Source organism: Verrucosispora sp. ts21 (genome assembly GCF_002879555.1).
In the GTDB taxonomy this organism is placed as follows: domain Bacteria; phylum Actinomycetota; class Actinomycetes; order Mycobacteriales; family Micromonosporaceae; genus Micromonospora; species Micromonospora gifhornensis.
This window is the reverse complement of the sequence record NZ_PNOZ01000002.1, coordinates 46,121-64,511: the sequence shown is the minus strand read 5'-3', so window position 1 is coordinate 64,511 and position 18,391 is coordinate 46,121. Positions and strand designations below refer to the sequence as shown.

Genomic DNA, 18,391 nt, shown 5'->3' with positions numbered 1-18,391 from the left:
TTGCTCTGAAGATTCTGATGGCGTACTCTCCTGTGTGAGCAGGGGGGTGTGCACATGCCGCAGATCGAAGTTGACGACGCGACTGATAGGTACCTGACCTTCGCGGCGGGCATCACCGGCATGACGAAGGGGCAGTTGGTGGCTCGCCTTGTGGAGCAAGCCCAAGCGGCTGCAGCGCCGGAGCCGGCTACGCCAGATGGCGATGAGCCGGCTTCGGTGCGGGTCTACGCGGACTATGCAGGCCACCGCACCTATGGGATGTTCGTGCCCGGGCCAGGACGAATCGAGATCACATCGGGTCCGCTGGCCGGCCGTTCCTTTCGGACTCCCAGCCAGGCTGCGCGGGAAATCGTCCAGCACTACAACCCGGCCGTAAGCCCGCACCGCAACGGCTGGAGCTTTTTCTTCGTCGCCGCGACCGGCGCCCCGTTGCAGAGCCTCCGGCACCGGTCGGTCTGAGCGGCCGTCCTGCTGTTTCTGACAAGGCAATGCCCCGGGTTGCTTGCAAGCAGAGGCAACATCCGGGGCGTACGCATGAACTTTACCCCAGAACGACAAGAAGGGCGACTGTGATGGCCGACATCGTGGCGCTGGAGAGGGCTCTCTCGGCAGGTCGGCTTGAGCCGTACGTCAAGGCGGCAGGAGGCGGGCTCGCCGAAGGAATCCAACTCTACGAGTGGAACACGGCTGTGTCCGCTGCGTTCTTCGAGGTGCTGGGGCACTTCGAAGTGGTGCTGCGTAACGCGCTCCATGAACAACTCAGGGTGCTGGGCGGGCGGGAGGACTGGTGGTTGGCGCCGCGGTTCGACTTCACCCCTCCTGCCAACGACATGATCGCCAAGGCATGTGCCGAGATGGGGCGCAGAGGCGCCAGCGGCAGCCTGGGCCATGTGGTGGCAGCCTTGCCGTTTGGCTTCTGGGTCGCACTGCTGAGCGCCGGTGGCGACTGCAACTACGAGATGTCGCTCTGGCGGCCGGGTCTCCGCCAAGCCTTCCCTGGATACAGCGGAACCAGAGCGAGGCTGCACCCCCGCTTGAACACTCTTCGACTGCTCCGGAACCGGATCGCCCACCACGAACCGATCTACCGGCGGCACCTGGCGGCTGACCACGACACCGTGCTTGAGGTGGTGGGGTGGACCGTCCCCGGATTTGCCAATTGGATGCGGCAGCGGAGCCGGGTGCCCAACTTCCTCGCCCAGCGCCCGTTTTCTGCCGAGCCGCCCTGCGATTAGCTCTTGGTCCCGGCAGGATGGTAGGCGTGACGACTCCAGAGGCGGCGGGCTACCGGATCGAACGCGACTCGATGGGCGAGGTGGAGGTGCCCGCCGATGCGCTGTGGCGGGCCCAGACACAGCGGGCGGTGCAGAACTTCCCGATCTCGGGTCGGGGTATCGAGCCCGCCCAGATCCGGGCGCTGGCCCAGATCAAGGGGGCGGCGGCCGAGGTCAACGGGGATCTGGGGGTGATCGACGCGAACGTGGCCGCGTCGATCGCCGCCGCCGCCGCGCACGTGGCCGACGGCGGGTACGACGACCAGTTCCCGATCGACGTGTTCCAGACCGGCTCCGGCACCTCGTCGAACATGAACACCAACGAGGTGATCGCCACGCTGGCCAGCCGGGAGCTGGGCCGCGACGTGCACCCCAACGACGACGTCAACGCCTCCCAGTCGAGCAACGACGTCTTCCCGTCCTCGATCCACCTGGCCGCCACCGAGGCCGTCGTCCGTGACCTGCTGCCGGCGCTGGACCACCTGGCCGGCGCGCTGGAAGCCAAGGCCACGGAGTTCGAGACGGTGGTCAAGGCGGGGCGTACCCACCTGATGGACGCCACGCCGGTGACCCTGGGGCAGGAGTTCGGCGGGTACGCCGCACAGATCCGCTACGGCATCGAGCGGCTGGACGGGGTGCTGCCCCGGCTGGCCGAGCTGCCGTTGGGCGGTACGGCGGTGGGCACCGGCATCAACACCCCGCTCGGCTTCGCCGCCGCCGTGATCGAGAAGCTGCGCGACTCCACCGGGCTGCCGGTGACCGAGGCGCGTAACCACTTCGAGGCGCAGGGCGCGCGGGACGCGCTGGTGGAGGCGTCGGGTCAGCTGCGTACCGTCGCGGTTGGTCTTTACAAGATCGCCAACGACATCCGGTGGATGGGCTCGGGCCCCCGCGCCGGCCTGCGTGAGCTGCGCATCCCCGACCTGCAGCCCGGCTCGTCGATCATGCCCGGCAAGGTCAACCCGGTGGTCTGCGAGGCGGTCCGGCAGGTCTGCGCGCAGGTGATCGGCAACGACGCCACGGTGGCGTTCGCCGGCTCGCAGGGCGACTTCGAACTCAACGTGATGCTCCCGGTGATGGGCCGCAACCTGCTCGAATCGATCCGGCTGCTGGCCGCGTCGAGCCGCCTGCTCGCCGACCGCTGCGTGGTCGGCCTGGTCGCGGACGCCGAGGTCTGCCTGTCGTACGCCGAAGGCTCGCCGTCGATCGTCACCCCTCTCAACCGCTACCTGGGGTACGACGAGGCCGCCTCGATCGCCAAGGAGGCACTGGCCAAGCAGACCTCGATCAGGGAGGTGGTGATCTCCCGTGGCCATGTCGACTCCGGCAAGCTCACCGAGGTCCAGTTGGACGAGGCCCTGGACCTGCTCCGGATGACCCACCCCTGACCGACGTCACGGGCGCGCCCCGGGGCGCGGTACCCAGGCCAGGAAGCGGGCGAAGAGGGCGGCCGGGGCAGGACCCTCGTCCGGGTCCAGGCGGTAGAGGTCGGCTGCCGCCTCGTGCAGTACGGCGCAGAGGTAGACGCTGAGGGCGATCCGGTCGTGGGCGTACTCGGCGATCAGCGTCAGTCGTGCCGTCGCGCAGGGCCAGGGTGCCGCGCAGGCCCGACACAGCCACAGTGGGCGCAAGGGCAGGTGAGGACGCGTCACCGGTCCCTCGGCGGATGGGGTCGGCATGGCGCGGCCTTCCGGTAGAGCGGACTCGTCACGGTCCCCGGCGATGGGACCGCCCGGCCGGGGGAGCGGGGCGGTCCCACCTCGACGCCGCCCCTCGGGGGAATGAGCGGCGAGCGTCGCTGCGCACAGTCTGCTGAGCACACCGTTACGGTCGGAAGGGTTTGGCCGTGCTGTCCGAGGCCCACTGTGGCCGGGCCGGGTTGCCGGTGGCGGTGCGCTGTAGTCGATCGACCGGTTCCTGGAGGGCGGCTGGAAATGGCGAGTGGACAGCTGACAGCGGCGGCCTTCCTGGTCGCGGAGCTACGCCGGGCGCGGGCTCGGCAGGGCTGGAGTCAGGAGGATCTGGCCAAGGCCGTGAACTACTCGCCGTCGATGGTCAGCGCGGTGGAGTTGGGTCAACAGCCGCCCACCCCGAAGTACCTGGAACAGTTCGACAAGGCCCTGGACACCGGCGGCCTCTACGGCCGAATGCTCACCCACCTGGTAGCCCTCGACAAAGCCCAGGTCTGGCTTCGAGGATGGCGTGCCATCCTCGAAGGTGCCGACGAATTGCGGTGGTTTGAACCACTGCACGTGCCAGGTCTACTTCAGACCGAGCCCTATGCTCGCGCGGTCTTCGAGGCCGACGACTCGCTGGCCCGCGCGGAGCGCGAGGAACGCCTCGCTGACCGCCTGGCGAGCCAGGGTGTTGTCTGCCAGGAGGACCCGCCCCGCATGGTGGTGGTGATAGACGAGGCCGCTCTGCGACGCCGAGTCGGTGGCCGCAAGATCATGTTGGAGCAGACGCAGCACCTGGTCCGGTTGGCCAGTGATCATCCGTCGCTTCGACTGCTTGTGGTGCCGCAGTCCGCCGATGAGTATCCGGGGCTCAACGGACCGTTCATGCTCGCCACCCTGAAAGACCGGACGGTCGTGGCCTACCTGGGTGGCCAGATCGGTGGCCGTGAACTTGATCGGCCGTCGGATCTGTCGATGCTGCAACGGGTTTGGGAAGCTACCCTGGGCGCGGCCCTACCAGCACAGGAGTCGATCGAATTGCTGAAGGAGATTGCCGAGTCATGGAGCTGAGCGGTGCGCGGTGGCGCAAGAGCAGCCGCAGCGGCTCCAGCGACCAGTGTGTCGAGGTGGCTACGAACCTGCCCGGGGTGGTGGGGGTGCGGGACAGCAAGGATGCGGCGGGGGCGGTGCTGACCTTTGACGCGTACGCCTGGCGGGTTTTCGTTGCCGCGCCGCCGCGCCTGACGTGATCAGCGCTCCCGGCGCGGAGGTGTTGGAGCGGCTGGATCGGGAGCGCGTGGTCTGGCTCTGCACGTTGCGGCCGGACGGGTCGCCGCACCTGACACCGGTCTGGTTCCTGTATCTCGACGGTGAGTGGTGGATCGGCACTGCCGAGCGCAACCGGAAGGTCCGCAACATCGCCGCCGATCCCCGGGTCTCGCTGGCGCTGCCGGACGGGGATGCGCCGGTCGTCGCCGAGGGCGTGGCGAGCATCGTGCGCCAGCCGTTCCCGGCCGCCGTCGTGGACGGCCTGCGGCACCGGTACGACGGGTGGGACGTCACAGTGGACGGCCCGGACGGACGGTACGTGCTGCTGCGGATCGTGATGACCCGCTGGCTGATGGCCGGACGCGCCCACTGATCGCCCAATGCGGGGTCTCTGGGTGCGTTTCCTGTTGCTCTGGCGACAACAAACGCACCCAAAGAGCGTGGGCTCAGCTGCGAGCGGCGGCCTTGCGGGCGCGGTAGGCGTTGACGGCGGCCCGGTTGCCGCAGCCGGCCTCGCAGAATCGGCGGGAGCGGTTCTTCGACAGGTCGACAAGCACGTTGTCGCAGTCGGGGTACTCGCAGGTGCGTAGCCTGCGCAGCTCGCCGCCGCGCACCACGTCGGAGATCGCCATCGCCGCCTCGACCGCCATCCTGGTGGCCAGCGGGGCATCCCGAGGCACGGCGTGCAGGTGGTACGGCTCGTCGTCGTGGGTGATGAGCTGGGGCAGGGCACGGTGTTCGCGGAGCAGTCCGTTGACGATCGAGACGATCTCGTCGACGTCGGCGTACCAGATCCGGCGCAGCCGGGGGCGCAGGGCGCGTACGGCCCGCAGTTCGGTTTCGGTGTGTTCGTGTCTTCCGGTGTAGGCATGGGCGGTGAAGAAGGCGCTCAGGGCCTCCACGTCGGGTAGCCCTTCGTCGCCTTGGCCGGCGGTGTTGACCAGCGCGGCGACGGCGATCAGGGAACACTCGGTGTCATGAGCGAAGAGCAACTTGACTCCTGTCGTGGCCCGACTCTAGCGTCATCGGTGTAACCCTAGTTTGCCGATGTCGCGGTGCCGTGCCAAGGAGAGCCATGCGTCAATCACCCGTCGCCGGTGCCGGCCTCGCGCTGGCCCTGCTCTCCGCGGTCACCTTCGCCACCTCGGGCACCTTCGCCCGATCCCTGATCAACGCCGGTTGGTCCGCCGAGTCGGTGGTCATCGCCCGCGTCGGCCTCGCCGCCCTGGTGCTGGCGGCACCCGCCTTGCTCGTCATGCGGGGCCAGTGGCCGGTGCTGCGCCGCAACCTTGCCTCGATCGGCGTCTTCGGGCTGCTGGGAGTGGCGGTCGCCCAGGTCTGCTTCTTCAACGCGGTGCGCTACCTGCCCGTCGGCGTCGCGTTGCTGCTGGAGTACCTCGGCATCATCCTCGTCGTCGGGTGGACCTGGCTGGTGCAGGGGCAGCGCCCGCGTCGGCTGACCGTGGCCGGGTCGGTGGCAGCCCTGGCCGGCCTGTTCTTCGTGCTCGACATGGCCGGTGCGGGTCGACTCGACCCGATCGGGGTGCTCTGGGGGCTGGGCGCGGCGGTCGGGCTCGCCGGCTACTTCGTACTAGCCGGGCGGGTCGACTCCGCGCTGCCGTCGGTGGTCATGGCCAGTGGCGGCATGGCGGTCGGTGCCGCGGTGCTGCTGGCGCTCGGCCTGGTCGGCGCGCTGCCGCTGCGGGCCAGCTTCGGCGCGGTGGAGTTCGGCGGGCAGGAGACGAGCTGGTTGGTGCCGATCGCCGGTCTGGTGCTGGTGGCTGCGGTGATCGCCTACCTGGCCGGGATCGCCGCTACCCGTGTGCTCGGCGCGCGGATGGCCTCCTTCGTGGGGCTGACCGAGGTGATGTTCGCGGTGCTGATCGCCTGGCTGGTGCTGGGCGAACTGCCCACGGTGGTGCAACTGTTCGGCGGGGCGTTGATCGTCGCTGGAGTGGCACTGGTCCGCATCGACGAACTACGCGCACCCGCCCTCCCCGAGCAGCCGAAGGCGGCGGAGCCGGCCCTCACGTGACCCCGGATGCGGCAGTTTGCTCTCTTGCTGAGCTGCCCGCTGTCCTGGTCGGCCTTTCCGGCGAAGCAGACTTTTTGCTTCCTAGTGGACGCCGGTCTGGCGAAACGTCATGCGTTGATGTCTGATGACGCCACGTCCCTCAACGAGAGGATTCGATGTGGTGAGCAAGCGCTTCACCGTCGGTGTCGTCGCGACCGCGGCGGCACTGGCACTCACGGTGACCGGCCTGGGCGTGCCCGCTGGTGCCGAGCCGTCCGGCGTCGCCCGGACCTTCACCGTGGTGGCGGAGGACGGGGTCTCCGCCGATGCCGCCATCGCCGCGATCCGGTCGGCCGGCGGGACCGTGGTGTCCCGTACCGACGAGGTCGGTGTGTTCCAGGTGACCAGCGACCGGGCCGACTTCGCGACGAAGGCGACCGCTGCCGCCGCCCTGATCGGCGCCGCCGAGGAGAAGGCCATCGGCCGTAAGCCCAAGCTGGACCGGGTCGAGCAGGAGCACCTGCTGGCAGCCGCCGCCAAGGGGGCCGGCAAGCAGCGGGGCAAGAAGATGGACCCGCTGGACGACAAGCTCTGGGGCCTGGAGATGATCCGGGCCGACAAGGCGCGCAAGATCGAACCGGGCGACCGCCGGGTCACCGTCGGCGTCCTGGACACCGGCGTCGACGCCAGCCACCCGGACATCGCGCCGAACTTCAACTGGGCGCTGTCGCGCAACTTCGCGCCCGACATCCCCGAGATCGACGGGCCGTGCGAGGTGCCGAGCTGCCTCGACCCGGCCGGCACCGACGACGGCGGACACGGTACGCACGTCGCCGGCACCATCGGTGCTGCCGCCAACGGCTTCGGCCTTTCCGGCGTCGCCCCGAAGGTCTCGCTGGTCAACCTCAAGGGCGGCCAGGACTCCGGCTACTTCTTCCTGAACCCGGTGGTCAACGCACTGCTGCACGCCGGCAGGTCGGGCCTGGACGTGGTCAACATGTCCTTCTACGTGGACCCGTGGCTCTACAACTGCACGGCCAACCCGGCTGACTCGCCGGAGGCGCAGGCCGCGCAGCGGGCCACCATCCGGGCCATGAAGCGGGCGCTGACCTACGCCCACGACCGGGGCGTCACCCTGGTCGGTGCGCTCGGCAACAACCACGAAGACCTGGGCGACCCGCGTACGGACTTCTCCAGCCCGAACTACGGGGACGTCGCGCCGTACCCCCGCGAGATCGACAACAACAGCTGCTGGGACCTGCCCACCGAGGGGCCGCACGTCATCAGCGTCTCGTCGGTCGGGCCGTCGGGTAAGAAGGCGGACTACTCCAACTACGGCACCGAGCAGACCGCCATCGCCGCGCCGGGCGGTTGGTTCCGGGACGGCTTCGGCACCGACACGTTCCGTACCGACGCCAACATGATCCTGTCCACGTACCCGCTGAAGGTCCTCCAGGAGGAGGGCTCGGTGGACGAGGACGGCAACATCGTGCCGGGCGCGGAGACCTTCGTATTCAAGGAGTGCAAGGCCAACCGGCAGTGCGCCTACTACACGTACCTCCAGGGCACCTCGATGGCCGCTCCGCACGCCTCGGGCGTCGCCGCGCTCATCGTGAGCCGGTACGGCAAGCCGCAGGGCCGGGGTGGCTTCGGCCTGGACCCGGACGTGGTCGAGCGGCACCTGCTCCGCACGGCCGCCGAGCGGGCCTGCCCGGAGCCCAGGTTGCAGACCTACACCAACGAGGGCCGCTCACCCGAGTTCGACGCCTACTGCGCCGGCTCGCGCGACTTCAACGGTTTCTACGGCCACGGCATCATCGACGCCTACGCCGCAGTGACCACCCCGCTGCGCCGCTAGCCTCGCGGGCCCGCGCGTCCGCCGCGCGGGTTCGTGCGGCCTGTCTGCGCGGCCCCGTCCGCAGTTACGCCGAAGTGGCGGTTACCCGAGTACTGGGTGACCGCCACTTCGGCGTAACGGAGTGGATCAGCCCCTCCGCGCGGCGCGGGCGGCGGGTGGTCAGCGGTGCCAGCCGGCGGCGGCGAGGGCGGTACGGACCTCCCGCACGAGTCCCGGGAAGTCGCGGTGCAGGCGTCGACTGGTCACGTGCAGCACTCGCCAGCCGGCCGCCATCAACTGGTTGAGCCGCTGCCGGTCGAGGTGAAGCTGGTCGGGATCGCTGTGCCAGAGCCCGTCGTACTCGACGGCCACCCGGTATTCGGGCCACGACAGGTCAGGGTGCAGGATCTGACCGTTGGCCAGCCGCACCGGATGTTGGGTGACCGGTCGGGGCAGCCCGGCCAGTATCAGCCGGACCCGTAGCTGCGACTCGGGCGGCGACTGCGCACCCCCATCGGCCAGGCCGAACACCCACTCGGCCCGCCGCCCCCCGGGCCGGCCCACGTTTGCCCTGGCCATGGCGTCCAGCCGGGTGTGGTCGACCAACTTCTGCCGGAGCATGGCGTCGATGATGCCGACCGCCTGTACCGGCTCCAGCCACACCGCGCACTCCCAGGCCGAGCAGATGACATCCGATCGGGGCAAGGGCTGCGAGCCCACCGGCCCCGCGATGGCGGCTGGCCGGCAGGTGTGCTCGGCGGACTCGGGCCACTGCTGGGCTTCCGAGGTGGGTTGCGGCGGCTGGCGTGGACCGAGGGTGTGCACTCGGATGCCGCGCTGGGAGCCGAGCCGGAACTGCATCGGTGCCAGGACGTGAACCTCGTCGGTGAAGGTTGCAGCGTGCTCGATGCCGTGCAGGTAGGCCGCTGACGGTCCGGCCATCAGCACGCCGGATGGTAATCGCAGCGAGGCCGCTCGGCAGAGCAACTCGTGATCGCGGTCGAGGCGGGCGTCGGCGTACACGTCGTGCATCAGGCGGACCCAGGACGCACCGCGAAGCTGGTGCCGGGTGATCAGGCGGTCGCGGATCGCCTCGGAACCGCGGAACACCTGCCACGCAAGAGCGGCCGGTCGGTACGGGGAAGGAGGCATGCCTCCACCGTGCGGCCTACCGCGAGCCCTGCGGGACCCCTGTGGACAACGGTCGCTCTCATGATCGACCACCCCTGTGGACAACACCCACGCCACAGCCCGGCCGTGGTATGGGTTCGCGCCACCCCGTCATGGACGTCCGCGCACCACGCTGAGGTAGGGAGGCTTCGCCGTTACGCCGGAATTGCGGTTTCCGGCGCTCCCGGTTACCGCCATTCCGCCGTAACGGTGCCTGCCTGCCAGCCGGGCCGGGGCAGGTGGCGGCGGGGATGAGGTGGTGTCAGCGGAGGGCGGCGGCGATCGCGGTGGCGGCGGCGAGGACCTGGGCGCCGACCGCGTCGGCGTCGAGTGGGGCGAGTGCGACCACGCCGACGCTCGCCTCCAGGCCGGGCACCCCGAGGACCGGGGCTGCCACCCCGTACGCACCGGGTTGCAACTCGCCGACGGTGCTCACCGGGCCGGCGGCGCCGGAGCGCCCGGCGAGGATGGCCTGCCCGGCCGCGCCTCGTTCCAGCGGGTGCCGGGCCCCGGTGCGGTACGCCACGTGGAACGAGGTCCAGCTTGGCTCGACCACCGCCAGCGCGACCCCCTCGCCGCCCTCGACCACGGTCAGGTGCGCGGTCGCGCCGGCCTGCTCGGCGAGGCGTCGCAGGGCCGGCAGCGCGCCCTCGGCGAGCAGTGGTTGCGCGCGCCGGGCCAGGTGCAGCACCCCGGCGCCCAGGCGCAGCCGACCGTCAGCGTCCCGGCGAAGCATGCCGTGCCCGGCCAATGGTGTGACCAGGCGGTAGACCGCTGCCCGGCCGATGCCCAGCCGGTTCGCCGCCTCGGTGACGGTGAGCCCGCCGGGCGCGTCGGCGACGAGGTGCAGCAGCCGTAGCCCCCGGTCCAGCGTCTGCGAGGTCTCCCCGCCCGGCACGCCCACCCCGCTCCCGCCCGGACCGCCGGTAGCGCCCGTGCCGCCGGTAGCGCCTGCGCCGCGGGTAGCGCCCGGACCGCCTGCCGTGCCGCGGTCGGGCGTGGCAGGGGTGGGCGGGTCGGTGCCGGGGGCCGCGGGGGAAGTCACGATCAGCAGCGTACGACCCGGCTCCGGCGGACCGGGAAAACGACGGACGGCTACCCTTGTACGGTGACGCTTCGCCTGTATGACACCGCCACCCGATCGGTGCGGGACTTCGTCCCGCGGGAAGCCGGCAAGGTGGGGGTCTACCTGTGTGGGCTCACCCTTCAGGCACCGCCGCACATCGGCCATCTTCGTTCCGGTGTGAACTATGACGTGCTGCGTCGGTGGCTGCTGGCCGCCGGTTTCGAGGTCACGTTCATCCGGAACGTCACCGACATCGACGACAAGATCCTGGTCAAGGCGCAGGAGCAGGAGCGGCCGTTCTGGTCGATCGCGTACGCCAACGAATTGAAGCTCGCCGAGGCGTACCGGGCGCTGAACGTGTTGCCACCGACCTATGAGCCGCGGGCCACCGGGCACATTCCGGAGATGCACCAGCTGATCGCGCAGTTGATCGAGCGGGGGCACGCCTACCCGGCCACCGACGACTCCGGCGACGTGTACTTCGACGTGCGTTCGTGGCCGGCGTACGGTGCGCTGTCCAACCAGTCGCCGGACGAGATGCAGTCCGCCGCCGACGCCCCCGAGCGTGGCAAGCGCGACCCGCGTGACTTCGCGCTCTGGAAGGGCGTCAAGCCGGGCGAGCCGGCCGATGCCTACTGGCCGTCGCCGTGGGGGCGGGGCCGGCCCGGTTGGCACATCGAGTGCTCGGCGATGTGCTGGCGGTACCTGGGTGCCGAGTTCGATATCCACGGTGGTGGGCTCGACCTGATTTTTCCGCACCATGAGAACGAACTGGCCCAGTCGCAGGCCGCCGACCTGCCCTTCGCCCGCTACTGGGTGCATCACGGTCTGCTCGGCATCGGCGGCACCAAGATGGGCAAGTCCCTGGGCAACGCCCTCGACCTGGCGTACGTCGCCGGGCTCGGGGTACGCCCGGTCGAACTGCGTTACTACTACGTCGCCGCGCACTACCGCTCCCGGATCGACTACTCCGAGGAGGCACTGCGCGAGGCGGCCGTGGCGTACCGGCGGATCGAGGGTTTCGTGCAGCGCTCCGTCGAGCGGGTGGGCGTCGGGCAGCTCGGCGAGGTGCCGGCCGCGTTCGCCGCGGCGATGGACGACGATCTGAACACCTCGGCCGCGTTGGCGGTGCTGCACGACGTACTGCGGGACGGCAACAACGCGTTGGCCGGCGGTGACGATGTGACCGTACGCACGGCGCTCGCCAGTGTCCGCGCGATGCTGGATATCCTCGGCGTCGACCCCCTCGACCCGGCCTGGACCGGCGGTGCCCGGGCGAGTGACCTCCGCGGTGTGGTCGACTCCCTGGTCGCCCTCGCTCTGGAACAGCGTGCGCAGGCCCGTGTCCGCAAGGACTGGGCCGCCGCCGACGCGCTGCGGGACCAGCTCAAGCGGGCCGGAGTGGTGGTCGAGGACACCCCACAGGGCCCGCGTTGGACAATTGGAGAGCATGACTGATGGCCGGCAATTCGCAGCGCCGTGGCCGGCGGGTGGCGTCGAAGGCGAGCGCACCCAAGGGCTCCGGCGGCAAGAACAAGGATTCCCTCGCCGGTCGGGGCCGTACCCTGCCCGCCGACGAGCGGCCGTGGCACAAGGGGTACTCCGGCACGGAGAAGGTGCCCCAGCGCACCGCCTGGAAGCAGGAGAAGGAACGCCGCGCGGCGGCCGAGGAGGGGCGCGCCCCGAAGATCGGCAAGCCGGGCACCAAGGACACCACCTGGGGTCGGGGCGGTGGCCGGGGTACGCCCACCCCGAAGCCCGCTCGCGGCAAGCAGCCCGCCGGACGTGGTGGTCCCCGGGTCGCGCCCGGGCGTAAGTCGAACCCGGCCAAGGACACGCCGGAGCTGCTGGTCGGCCGTAACCCGGTGCTGGAGGCGTTGCGCGCTCAGGTGCCGGCCACGGCGCTATACACCGCCCAGGGCATCGACATGGATGACCGGGTCAACGAGATCATCCGTACCGCCGCCGACCGGGGCATCGCCATCCTCGAGATCAGCCGCGCCGAACTGGACCGGATGACCGGGGGCGTGCTGCACCAGGGCGTCGGCCTTCAGGTGCCGCCGTTCGCGTACGAGCCGTTCGAGGATCTGGTCGCCGCCGCGTTGGAACAGTCGGCACCGCTGCTGGTGGCGTTGGACGGGGTCACCGACCCGCGCAACCTCGGCGCGGTGATCCGGTCGGCTGCCGCGTTCGGCGCGCAGGGTGTCTTCGTACCGGAGCGGCGGGCGGCCGGGATCACCGCGACCGCCTGGCGGACCAGTGCCGGTGCGGCCGCGCGGGTGCCGGTGGCCCAGGTCACCAACCTGACCCGGTCGTTGAAGGCGTGTCGGGACGCCGGCTTCATGGTGGTCGGCCTGGACGCCGACGGCGAGACCGACCTGTACGACCTGGAGGCCGCGGTCGGCCCACTGGTCGTGGTGGTCGGCTCGGAGGGACGCGGGCTGTCCCGGCTGGTCGGGCAGACCTGTGACCTGACCGTCAGCATCCCGATGGTCTCCGAGGTGGAGTCGCTGAACGCGAGCGTGGCCGCCGCGGTCACCCTCGCCGAGGTGGCGCGTCGCCGGGCCGTCGAGAGCTGACACCGGGCTGCCGCAGGGAGACGAACGACGAAAGGGGCGGCCCGACGGGCCGCCCCTTTGTCAGTTGCTACTTCAGATGCGCTTGCCGGTGGTGGCGTGGAAGGCGTGGTTCTGGCCGGCACGCGGCTTGACGAAGATCGTCTCGCCCATGTTCGGCATGGTCCGCCGGTCGGTCCGCACCACGAACCGCTCGGAGGCGCCGTCCAGCGCGGCGTGACCGTAGACGTTGGCGTCCGAGCCGAGGTCCTCGACCAGCTCGACCACGACCGGCATGCCGCCCTCGGTCGGGCTGACGATGTCGCAGTCCTCCGGCCGGAAACCGACGGTGACCTTGCCGGCGCCGCCCTCGGCGTTGGCGGCCTCGACCTGCTCGCGGGTCAGCGGGATGAACATCTCGGCGAAGGCGGCACCCTGCTCGGTAAGCGGGACCGTCTTGATGTTCATCGCCGGCGAGCCGATGAAGCCGGCGACGAAGACGTTGGCCGGGGTGTCGTAGAGCGCACGCGGCGTGTCGACCTGCTGGAGCACACCGTCGAGCATGACCGCCACCCGGTGACCCATGGTCATGGCCTCGACCTGGTCGTGGGTCACGTAGACGGTGGTGATGCCGAGCTTGGCCTGCAGCGACGCGATCTGCGTACGGGTCTGCACCCGCAGCTTGGCGTCGAGGTTCGACAGCGGCTCGTCCATGAGGAAGACCTGGGGCTCCCGGACGATGGCCCGGCCCATCGCGACCCGCTGACGCTGACCGCCGGAGAGCGCCTTGGGCTTGCGGTTGAGGTACTCCTCCAGCTGGAGCAGCGCCGCCGCCTCCTTGACCCGCCGGTCGATCTCCGGCTTCGAGGTCTTGCGCAGCTTGAGGGCGAACGCCATGTTCTCGTACACCGTCATGTGCGGGTAGAGCGCGTAGTTCTGGAAGACCATCGCGATGTCGCGGGCCTTCGGCGGCAGGTGGGTGACGTCCCGGTCGTCGATGTAGATCGCGCCGTCGTCGACGTCCTCCAGGCCGGCCAGCATCCGCAGGCTGGTGGACTTGCCGCAGCCCGAGGGGCCGACCAGAACGAGGAACTCCCCGTCGCCGATCTGGAGGTCGAGCTGGTTGACCGCGGGGCGTTCGGTGCCCGGGTAGACCCGGGACGCCTTCGCGTAGGTGACCGTAGCCATGAGGGGGTGCATCCTTTCACCGGCAGGAACGTGCCGGACGATCCGAGTGAAGGAGCGACCGGTGCTTGGCGCACCGGCGCCACGGCCGTCAGGGGACGAGCCCATGTCGGCCGTGTCACTGCACGGTAAACGGCTTTTGCCACGCTGCCAAGATGCGGAACAGTGGATGGGACGGACGGCATACGCATACCGGTCACTCGGGCACGGTCGGACACGAATCGACGTTCGCAGGTCGGGATGTCGACGTTTCCCGTGCTGGGGACCCCTGCCGGGCGGGAAAAGCGGACGCCGGTCGCTATGCTGGCCTCGGACACTGCCCCTGTAGCTCAGCTGGCCAGAGCACCCGCCTTGTAAGCGGGATGTCGCCGGTTCGATCCCGGCCGGGGGCTCCATCCGCACCACGTACGCGGCCCACCGAGCTGACACCTCGGTGGCCCGGCCGCGAACGCTCCCCGCCCGGCCGCGACGCTCCCTGCCCGGCGGGGCGGTCGGGCGGCACCGCTATCGTCGCCGTACCCGGGCAGACGCCCTTTTGGCAGGACCGAGCCCGGCCAGAGGGGCGGTGGACAGTGGCGGACGCAGAGCTGACCGTGGCGGTGTCGGGTCAGGTGGCCACGGTGGTCATCCGTAATCCGGGCAGGCGCAACGCCATGACCCTGGCCATGTGGCGGCAACTGCCCGTACTGCTGGATCACCTGGAGGCGGAACCGGCGGTACGCGCGCTGGTGCTCACCGGGGCGGACGGCACGTTCTGCGCCGGTGCCGACCTCGGTGACCTGGATGAGCAGTTGTCCACCGGCGACGCCGGCATAGCCGTGGCCGCCGAGGAACGCCTGGCCGCCTTCGCCAAGCCCACCGTGGCGGCCGTCCAGGGTGCCTGCGTCGGTGGTGGCTGTCAGCTCGCGGTCGCCTGTGACCTGCGCATCGCCGCCGACGACGCCAGATTCGGGGTGCCCCCGGCCCGACTCGGCCTGGTCTACCCGCCACCCACCACCCGCCGGCTGGCCCGGTTGGTGGGTCCGGCGGCGGCCAAGCACCTGCTGTTCACAAGCGAACTGATCGACGCCGAGCGGGCGCAGCGGATCGGCCTGGTCGACGAGGTGCTGCCCGGCGACCGCCTGGCCGCCCGCATCGACCAGCTCACCGCCACGATCGTGGAACGCTCGCAGCTCAGCGTGGTGGCCGCGAAGGAGATCATCGACGGGCGGGCCGACGACGCCCGGGTGGACTGGTGGTACGGGCAGGTGCGGGCCAGCGGTGAGGCCCGCGAGGGCATCACCGCCTTCCACGAACGCCGCCCGCCCCGGTTCACCTGGAGCCCCCCGCCCGCAGGCTGACCGGACCGGGGGCCGGCGGGTGCCGCGCCGGATTCCGACGCCGCCCCCCGTTCCCGCCGGCCCGGCCCGTCACCGCCCGGCCAGCGCCGCCCAGCTCGGCGCGACCGGTACGCGCCGCAGCGGCATGCCCGCCTCGGCCGGCGTACGGTCGCCCTTGCGCTGGTTGCAGGCGTAGCAGGCGGCTGTCGTGTTCTTCCAGGTGTTCCGGCCACCGCGCGAGCGGGGCAGGATGTGGTCCATGGTGCTCGCCGGGCCGTCGCAGTACGCGCAGCACCGCCCGTCGCGGGCCAGCACTCCGGCGCGGGACCAGGCCGGGCCGGACGTGAAGCGCCAGCGGGTCACCACGTACCGGACGAGCCGGACCACCCGGGGCACCGGGAAGACCCCGATGACCTGGTCGGGTACGGCCTCGTGGATCTCGGCGACCCGACGGCAGAGCATCCGGATCGCGTGTTGGACGGTGACCCGGTGCAGCGGGCCGAGGTCGGCGTTGACAACGAGGACGGCGTACACCGGTGTCTCCCTCCAGGACGGTGACGGGCGTAGCGGGCCGGACAGCGACGAGCCGCCCGGTCCCAGGGCGGGTGGGCGGCTCGACGGGTACGGGTACGCGCGTCAGCCGGGCCGGCCACCTCGGGGGTGTTCCGTCAGACAACCGCCGCCGAGCAGCCACGACGGCACAGCCGAGTAGTGCTGCTTCGACATGGCTTGCTCCCGGAACGGCGGTTGACCTTGCGCGATCACGGTAGGTGTCGCCCGAGTGCGGCGGCAACGCATTTCGATGCGCCCAGCCGGGGTCGTGGTCAGTGCGCCCAGCCCGGGTTGCGGTCAGCGCACTGCCGGGTGTGGTCAGCGTCGGCTGTCTCGTGGGTCAGCGTCGGGCGAGCAGGCCACGGGGGCGGACCGACCAGAGCGGTTCGGTGGCCGCACCCGCCGAGCGCAGGATGTGGTTGGCCGCGAGGATGCCGGTCGCCGAGGCCCGTTCCATCAGGGCGCTGGGGAAGTCGGTGTGGATGCCGTCGCCGGCCAGGTAGAGCCCGTCGGCGTCGGTGCGTACCCCGGGCCTGCGGGCATGGCTGCCCGGCGCGAAGGCGGGCGCCTTCGCCTCCACCCGGGCGTGCAGCTCGCGCACCCGCAGCCGGCCCACCTCCGGCCACAGCGTGGTCAGCTCGGCCCACATCCGCGCCGCCAGCTCCGTCGCGGGCACGTCCGGTTCGCAGGCGTACGCGTGCAGTTCGAGCACGCAACCGCCGGTCTGCTCGGCCCACCGTCGACTGCCGTGCTCCAGCCGGTGGTACAACGTCACCGAGTCCAGGGTGGACTGCCGGGTCACTCCGCTGAAGACCGCTCGCTGCGCGGCGACGTCCCCGTCGCACCAGTACCGTGCCACCGCGTACGGCGGACCGGGCCTGCCGTACGCGGGCATCGCCGCCACCAGTTCCGGCGCGGCGTCGGCCAGGCCGGGGGAGGCCGTGACCAGCGCGGCGAGCGCGGGCGGGTCGAGGGCGAGCACGACGTGCCCGGCCCGGCACGCCCCGTCGGCGGTCGTCACCCGCCAGCCGGCCTCCTCCCGGCGCAGCCCGGTCGCCGCGACGCCGGTCACCACCCGGCCGCCGTGCCGCTGCACGTGTCGGGTCAGCGGCCCCCAGATGGTGGTGGCGTAGTCGTCCTCCGGGCAGTCGAAGGCCAGCCCTTCCGGGTTGCCGAGCAGGTAGAAGTGGAACTGGGCGATCATTTCGGCGGCCGACATCTGCGCCTCGTGGTTGAAGAACGAGTGCGAGAAGACCTCGAACAGCATCGCGCGGGCCCGGTCCGGCAGCCGCAGCGAGGTGAGCAGGTCGTCGGCGGTGCGCTCGTCGAACTCGGCGTAGGTGCGGACCGGGTCGTAGGTCAGCAGCGGCAGGGCGGCGTCCCGGTCCATCCCGCGCAGGTCCCGCAGCCGCACGCTGGGACTGCGGGCCAACAGGGTGAGCAGGTTCGCCGGTGGGGCGGGTGGCAGCCGGCCGAACTCCTCGGTCGGCCATTCGGCGCTGAGCACCGGATAGCTCGGCACGGGCCGCAGGAACCGCAGCTTCGGGTCGATCCGGCGCAGGATGTTGCGCCAGTTGTAGTACTGCCGGAAGAACGCGTGGAAGCCGTGTTCGTTGACCTGCCGGCTGCCGTCGTCGAGCGGCTGCGGCCAGGCGCCCAGTCGGCCGCCCAGGGTGGGCGCGGCCTCCAGCACGGTCACCTCGACGCCCCGCTCGGCGAGCACCACCGCGGCGGACATGCCGGCGATCCCGCCACCGACGACCAGCGCACTCACCGGCTGCGGTACGCGGGACAGGCCACCGCCGCCCGACGCCACCTCGTGCCGGCGTACGCCGAGGAGCCGACCCACCATCTGCGACAGCGCCACCCGCCACCCCCTGACCCCCTCAGTCTGCCCGAGATGCCGGGAACAGTCGCGTGTTAACAAGGGGCCCTTTCACCTCGCCAGGCGTTAACAGGGTGCCCTTCCTTGCACCTCAAAGGCAGCGGCGGGGGCGGTCGGAGGGTGGCCAGACGTATTCGAGGTCGGGGGGAACGTCGTCGCCGAAGATCGGGCGGTAGTGGGCGGGGTCCTTGCGGATCAGCGACGAGCGGTGGCTCAGGTGCAGATCGGTGCGGCCCAGCCAGGGTGGCAGTTCCCCGGCCACCGCCAACTCCTGCTGGGATCGGATCTGCTCGATGCCGCAGGCGGTGGCCAGGTCGGCGGCGAGCGTGCCGGCGCAGGTGTCGGCCCGGCCGGCGGCACACCAGACCTCGCAGACGTCCAGCCCGTAGCGGGTCAGGGCCTCCTCGTACCCGGCCCACATCTTCACCGCCGGGTGGTTGCGCCAGCCGTAGTCGGGCCGGGTCAGCCCGCGCAGCACCTGGATCGCCTCGACCCGCTGCTTGCCCAGCCGGCGTTGGTCCAGGGCCCGGGCGCTGGCCAGGAAGTCCGGATACGGCAGGAACGTCTGCATTCGGATGGCCTACCCGCC

Annotated in this window: 19 protein-coding genes and 1 tRNA gene; 12 read left to right on the top strand and 8 right to left on the bottom strand. The window is 70.9% G+C overall.

Annotated features, from left to right (window positions below):
• Nucleotides 1-54 precede the first annotated feature (54 nt).
• The 3 genes from C1A38_RS01005 (at nt 55) to C1A38_RS00995 (ending at nt 2,662) form a co-directional block, all read left to right on the top strand.
• Nucleotides 55-459: a hypothetical protein gene (locus C1A38_RS01005; protein WP_043725901.1), complete on the top strand. Its 405-nt coding sequence runs from the start codon at nt 55-57 to the stop codon at nt 457-459.
• A 113-nt stretch (nt 460-572) separates the two neighbouring features.
• The gene (locus C1A38_RS01000) at nt 573-1,235 is read left to right on the top strand and encodes an Abi family protein (protein WP_102656018.1); all 663 of its coding nucleotides are present in this window, start codon (nt 573-575) and stop codon (nt 1,233-1,235) included.
• Between the two features lie 17 nt (nt 1,236-1,252).
• Nucleotides 1,253-2,662 (top strand): class II fumarate hydratase, encoded by a 1,410-nt coding sequence (locus tag C1A38_RS00995; protein WP_199180035.1) that lies wholly within the window; start codon nt 1,253-1,255, stop codon nt 2,660-2,662.
• Between the two features lie 6 nt (nt 2,663-2,668).
• Here the strand turns inward: C1A38_RS00995 and C1A38_RS00990 are convergent, their stop codons facing one another.
• Entirely contained in the window at nt 2,669-2,953 is a 285-nt protein-coding gene (locus tag C1A38_RS00990; protein WP_102655938.1) for a hypothetical protein, read from the bottom strand.
• Between the two features lie 255 nt (nt 2,954-3,208).
• On the opposite strand from C1A38_RS00990, the gene C1A38_RS00985 reads away from it, so the two are divergent.
• Genes C1A38_RS00985 through C1A38_RS00975 form a run of 3 tightly spaced genes read left to right on the top strand, consistent with a single transcriptional unit; the run spans nt 3,209 to nt 4,592 of the window.
• The gene (locus C1A38_RS00985) at nt 3,209-4,021 is read left to right on the top strand and encodes a helix-turn-helix domain-containing protein (protein ID WP_102655937.1); all 813 of its coding nucleotides are present in this window, start codon (nt 3,209-3,211) and stop codon (nt 4,019-4,021) included.
• Nucleotides 4,012-4,200 (top strand): DUF397 domain-containing protein, encoded by a 189-nt coding sequence (locus tag C1A38_RS00980; RefSeq protein ID WP_102655936.1) that lies wholly within the window; start codon nt 4,012-4,014, stop codon nt 4,198-4,200. The genes C1A38_RS00985 and C1A38_RS00980 overlap by 10 nt, the downstream gene beginning before the upstream one ends.
• Nucleotides 4,197-4,592: a pyridoxamine 5'-phosphate oxidase family protein gene (locus tag C1A38_RS00975; protein ID WP_102655935.1), complete on the top strand. Its 396-nt coding sequence runs from the start codon at nt 4,197-4,199 to the stop codon at nt 4,590-4,592. The genes C1A38_RS00980 and C1A38_RS00975 overlap by 4 nt, the downstream gene beginning before the upstream one ends.
• 73 nt (nt 4,593-4,665) lie before the next feature.
• On the opposite strand, the gene C1A38_RS00970 is transcribed toward C1A38_RS00975, so the two are convergent.
• The gene (locus C1A38_RS00970) at nt 4,666-5,211 is read right to left on the bottom strand and encodes a CGNR zinc finger domain-containing protein (protein WP_102655934.1); all 546 of its coding nucleotides are present in this window, start codon (nt 5,209-5,211) and stop codon (nt 4,666-4,668) included.
• Nucleotides 5,212-5,294: 83 nt separating this feature from the next.
• On the opposite strand from C1A38_RS00970, the gene C1A38_RS00965 reads away from it, so the two are divergent.
• Together C1A38_RS00965 and C1A38_RS00955 are read left to right on the top strand one after the other, a co-directional pair.
• Entirely contained in the window at nt 5,295-6,254 is a 960-nt protein-coding gene (locus C1A38_RS00965; protein WP_102655933.1) for an EamA family transporter, read from the top strand.
• 160 nt (nt 6,255-6,414) lie between these two features.
• A complete protein-coding gene (locus tag C1A38_RS00955; RefSeq protein ID WP_102656017.1) occupies nt 6,415-8,091 on the top strand; it encodes a S8 family serine peptidase in 1,677 nt (558 codons plus the stop codon).
• A gap of 159 nt (nt 8,092-8,250) precedes the next feature.
• Here C1A38_RS00955 and C1A38_RS00950 read toward each other — a convergent pair whose 3' ends face one another.
• A complete protein-coding gene (locus tag C1A38_RS00950; RefSeq protein ID WP_102655932.1) occupies nt 8,251-9,222 on the bottom strand; it encodes a hypothetical protein in 972 nt (323 codons plus the stop codon).
• Between the two features lie 280 nt (nt 9,223-9,502).
• Entirely contained in the window at nt 9,503-10,138 is a 636-nt protein-coding gene (locus C1A38_RS00945) for an IclR family transcriptional regulator (protein WP_199180042.1), read from the bottom strand.
• 210 nt (nt 10,139-10,348) lie between these two features.
• On the opposite strand from C1A38_RS00945, the gene cysS reads away from it, so the two are divergent.
• Nucleotides 10,349-11,764: a cysteine--tRNA ligase gene (gene cysS / locus C1A38_RS00940; protein WP_102655930.1), complete on the top strand. Its 1,416-nt coding sequence runs from the start codon at nt 10,349-10,351 to the stop codon at nt 11,762-11,764.
• Nucleotides 11,764-12,885 (top strand): 23S rRNA (guanosine(2251)-2'-O)-methyltransferase RlmB, encoded by a 1,122-nt coding sequence (gene rlmB, locus C1A38_RS00935; RefSeq protein ID WP_102655929.1) that lies wholly within the window; start codon nt 11,764-11,766, stop codon nt 12,883-12,885. Before cysS ends, rlmB begins: the two co-directional genes overlap by 1 nt.
• Nucleotides 12,886-12,957: 72 nt before the next feature.
• Here the strand turns inward: rlmB and C1A38_RS00930 are convergent, their stop codons facing one another.
• Entirely contained in the window at nt 12,958-14,049 is a 1,092-nt protein-coding gene (locus tag C1A38_RS00930) for an ABC transporter ATP-binding protein (protein WP_158244823.1), read from the bottom strand.
• Nucleotides 14,050-14,364: 315 nt separating this feature from the next.
• Here C1A38_RS00930 and C1A38_RS00925 point away from each other — a divergent pair.
• Nucleotides 14,365-14,441, top strand: a tRNA-Thr gene (locus C1A38_RS00925).
• Nucleotides 14,442-14,618: 177 nt separating this feature from the next.
• Nucleotides 14,619-15,386, top strand: a complete 768-nt coding sequence (locus C1A38_RS00920) for an enoyl-CoA hydratase/isomerase family protein (protein ID WP_102655927.1) — start codon at nt 14,619-14,621, stop codon at nt 15,384-15,386.
• Between the two features lie 69 nt (nt 15,387-15,455).
• Here C1A38_RS00920 and C1A38_RS00915 read toward each other — a convergent pair whose 3' ends face one another.
• From C1A38_RS00915 to C1A38_RS00905, 3 genes are all read right to left on the bottom strand, one after another.
• The gene (locus C1A38_RS00915) at nt 15,456-15,899 is read right to left on the bottom strand and encodes an HNH endonuclease (RefSeq protein ID WP_102655926.1); all 444 of its coding nucleotides are present in this window, start codon (nt 15,897-15,899) and stop codon (nt 15,456-15,458) included.
• A 358-nt stretch (nt 15,900-16,257) separates the two neighbouring features.
• A complete protein-coding gene (locus tag C1A38_RS00910) occupies nt 16,258-17,784 on the bottom strand; it encodes a hydroxysqualene dehydroxylase (RefSeq protein WP_102655925.1) in 1,527 nt (508 codons plus the stop codon).
• Nucleotides 17,785-17,893: 109 nt separating this feature from the next.
• Nucleotides 17,894-18,373, bottom strand: a complete 480-nt coding sequence (locus C1A38_RS00905) for an MSMEG_6728 family protein (RefSeq protein ID WP_102655924.1) — start codon at nt 18,371-18,373, stop codon at nt 17,894-17,896.
• Nucleotides 18,374-18,391: the final 18 nt, after the last annotated feature.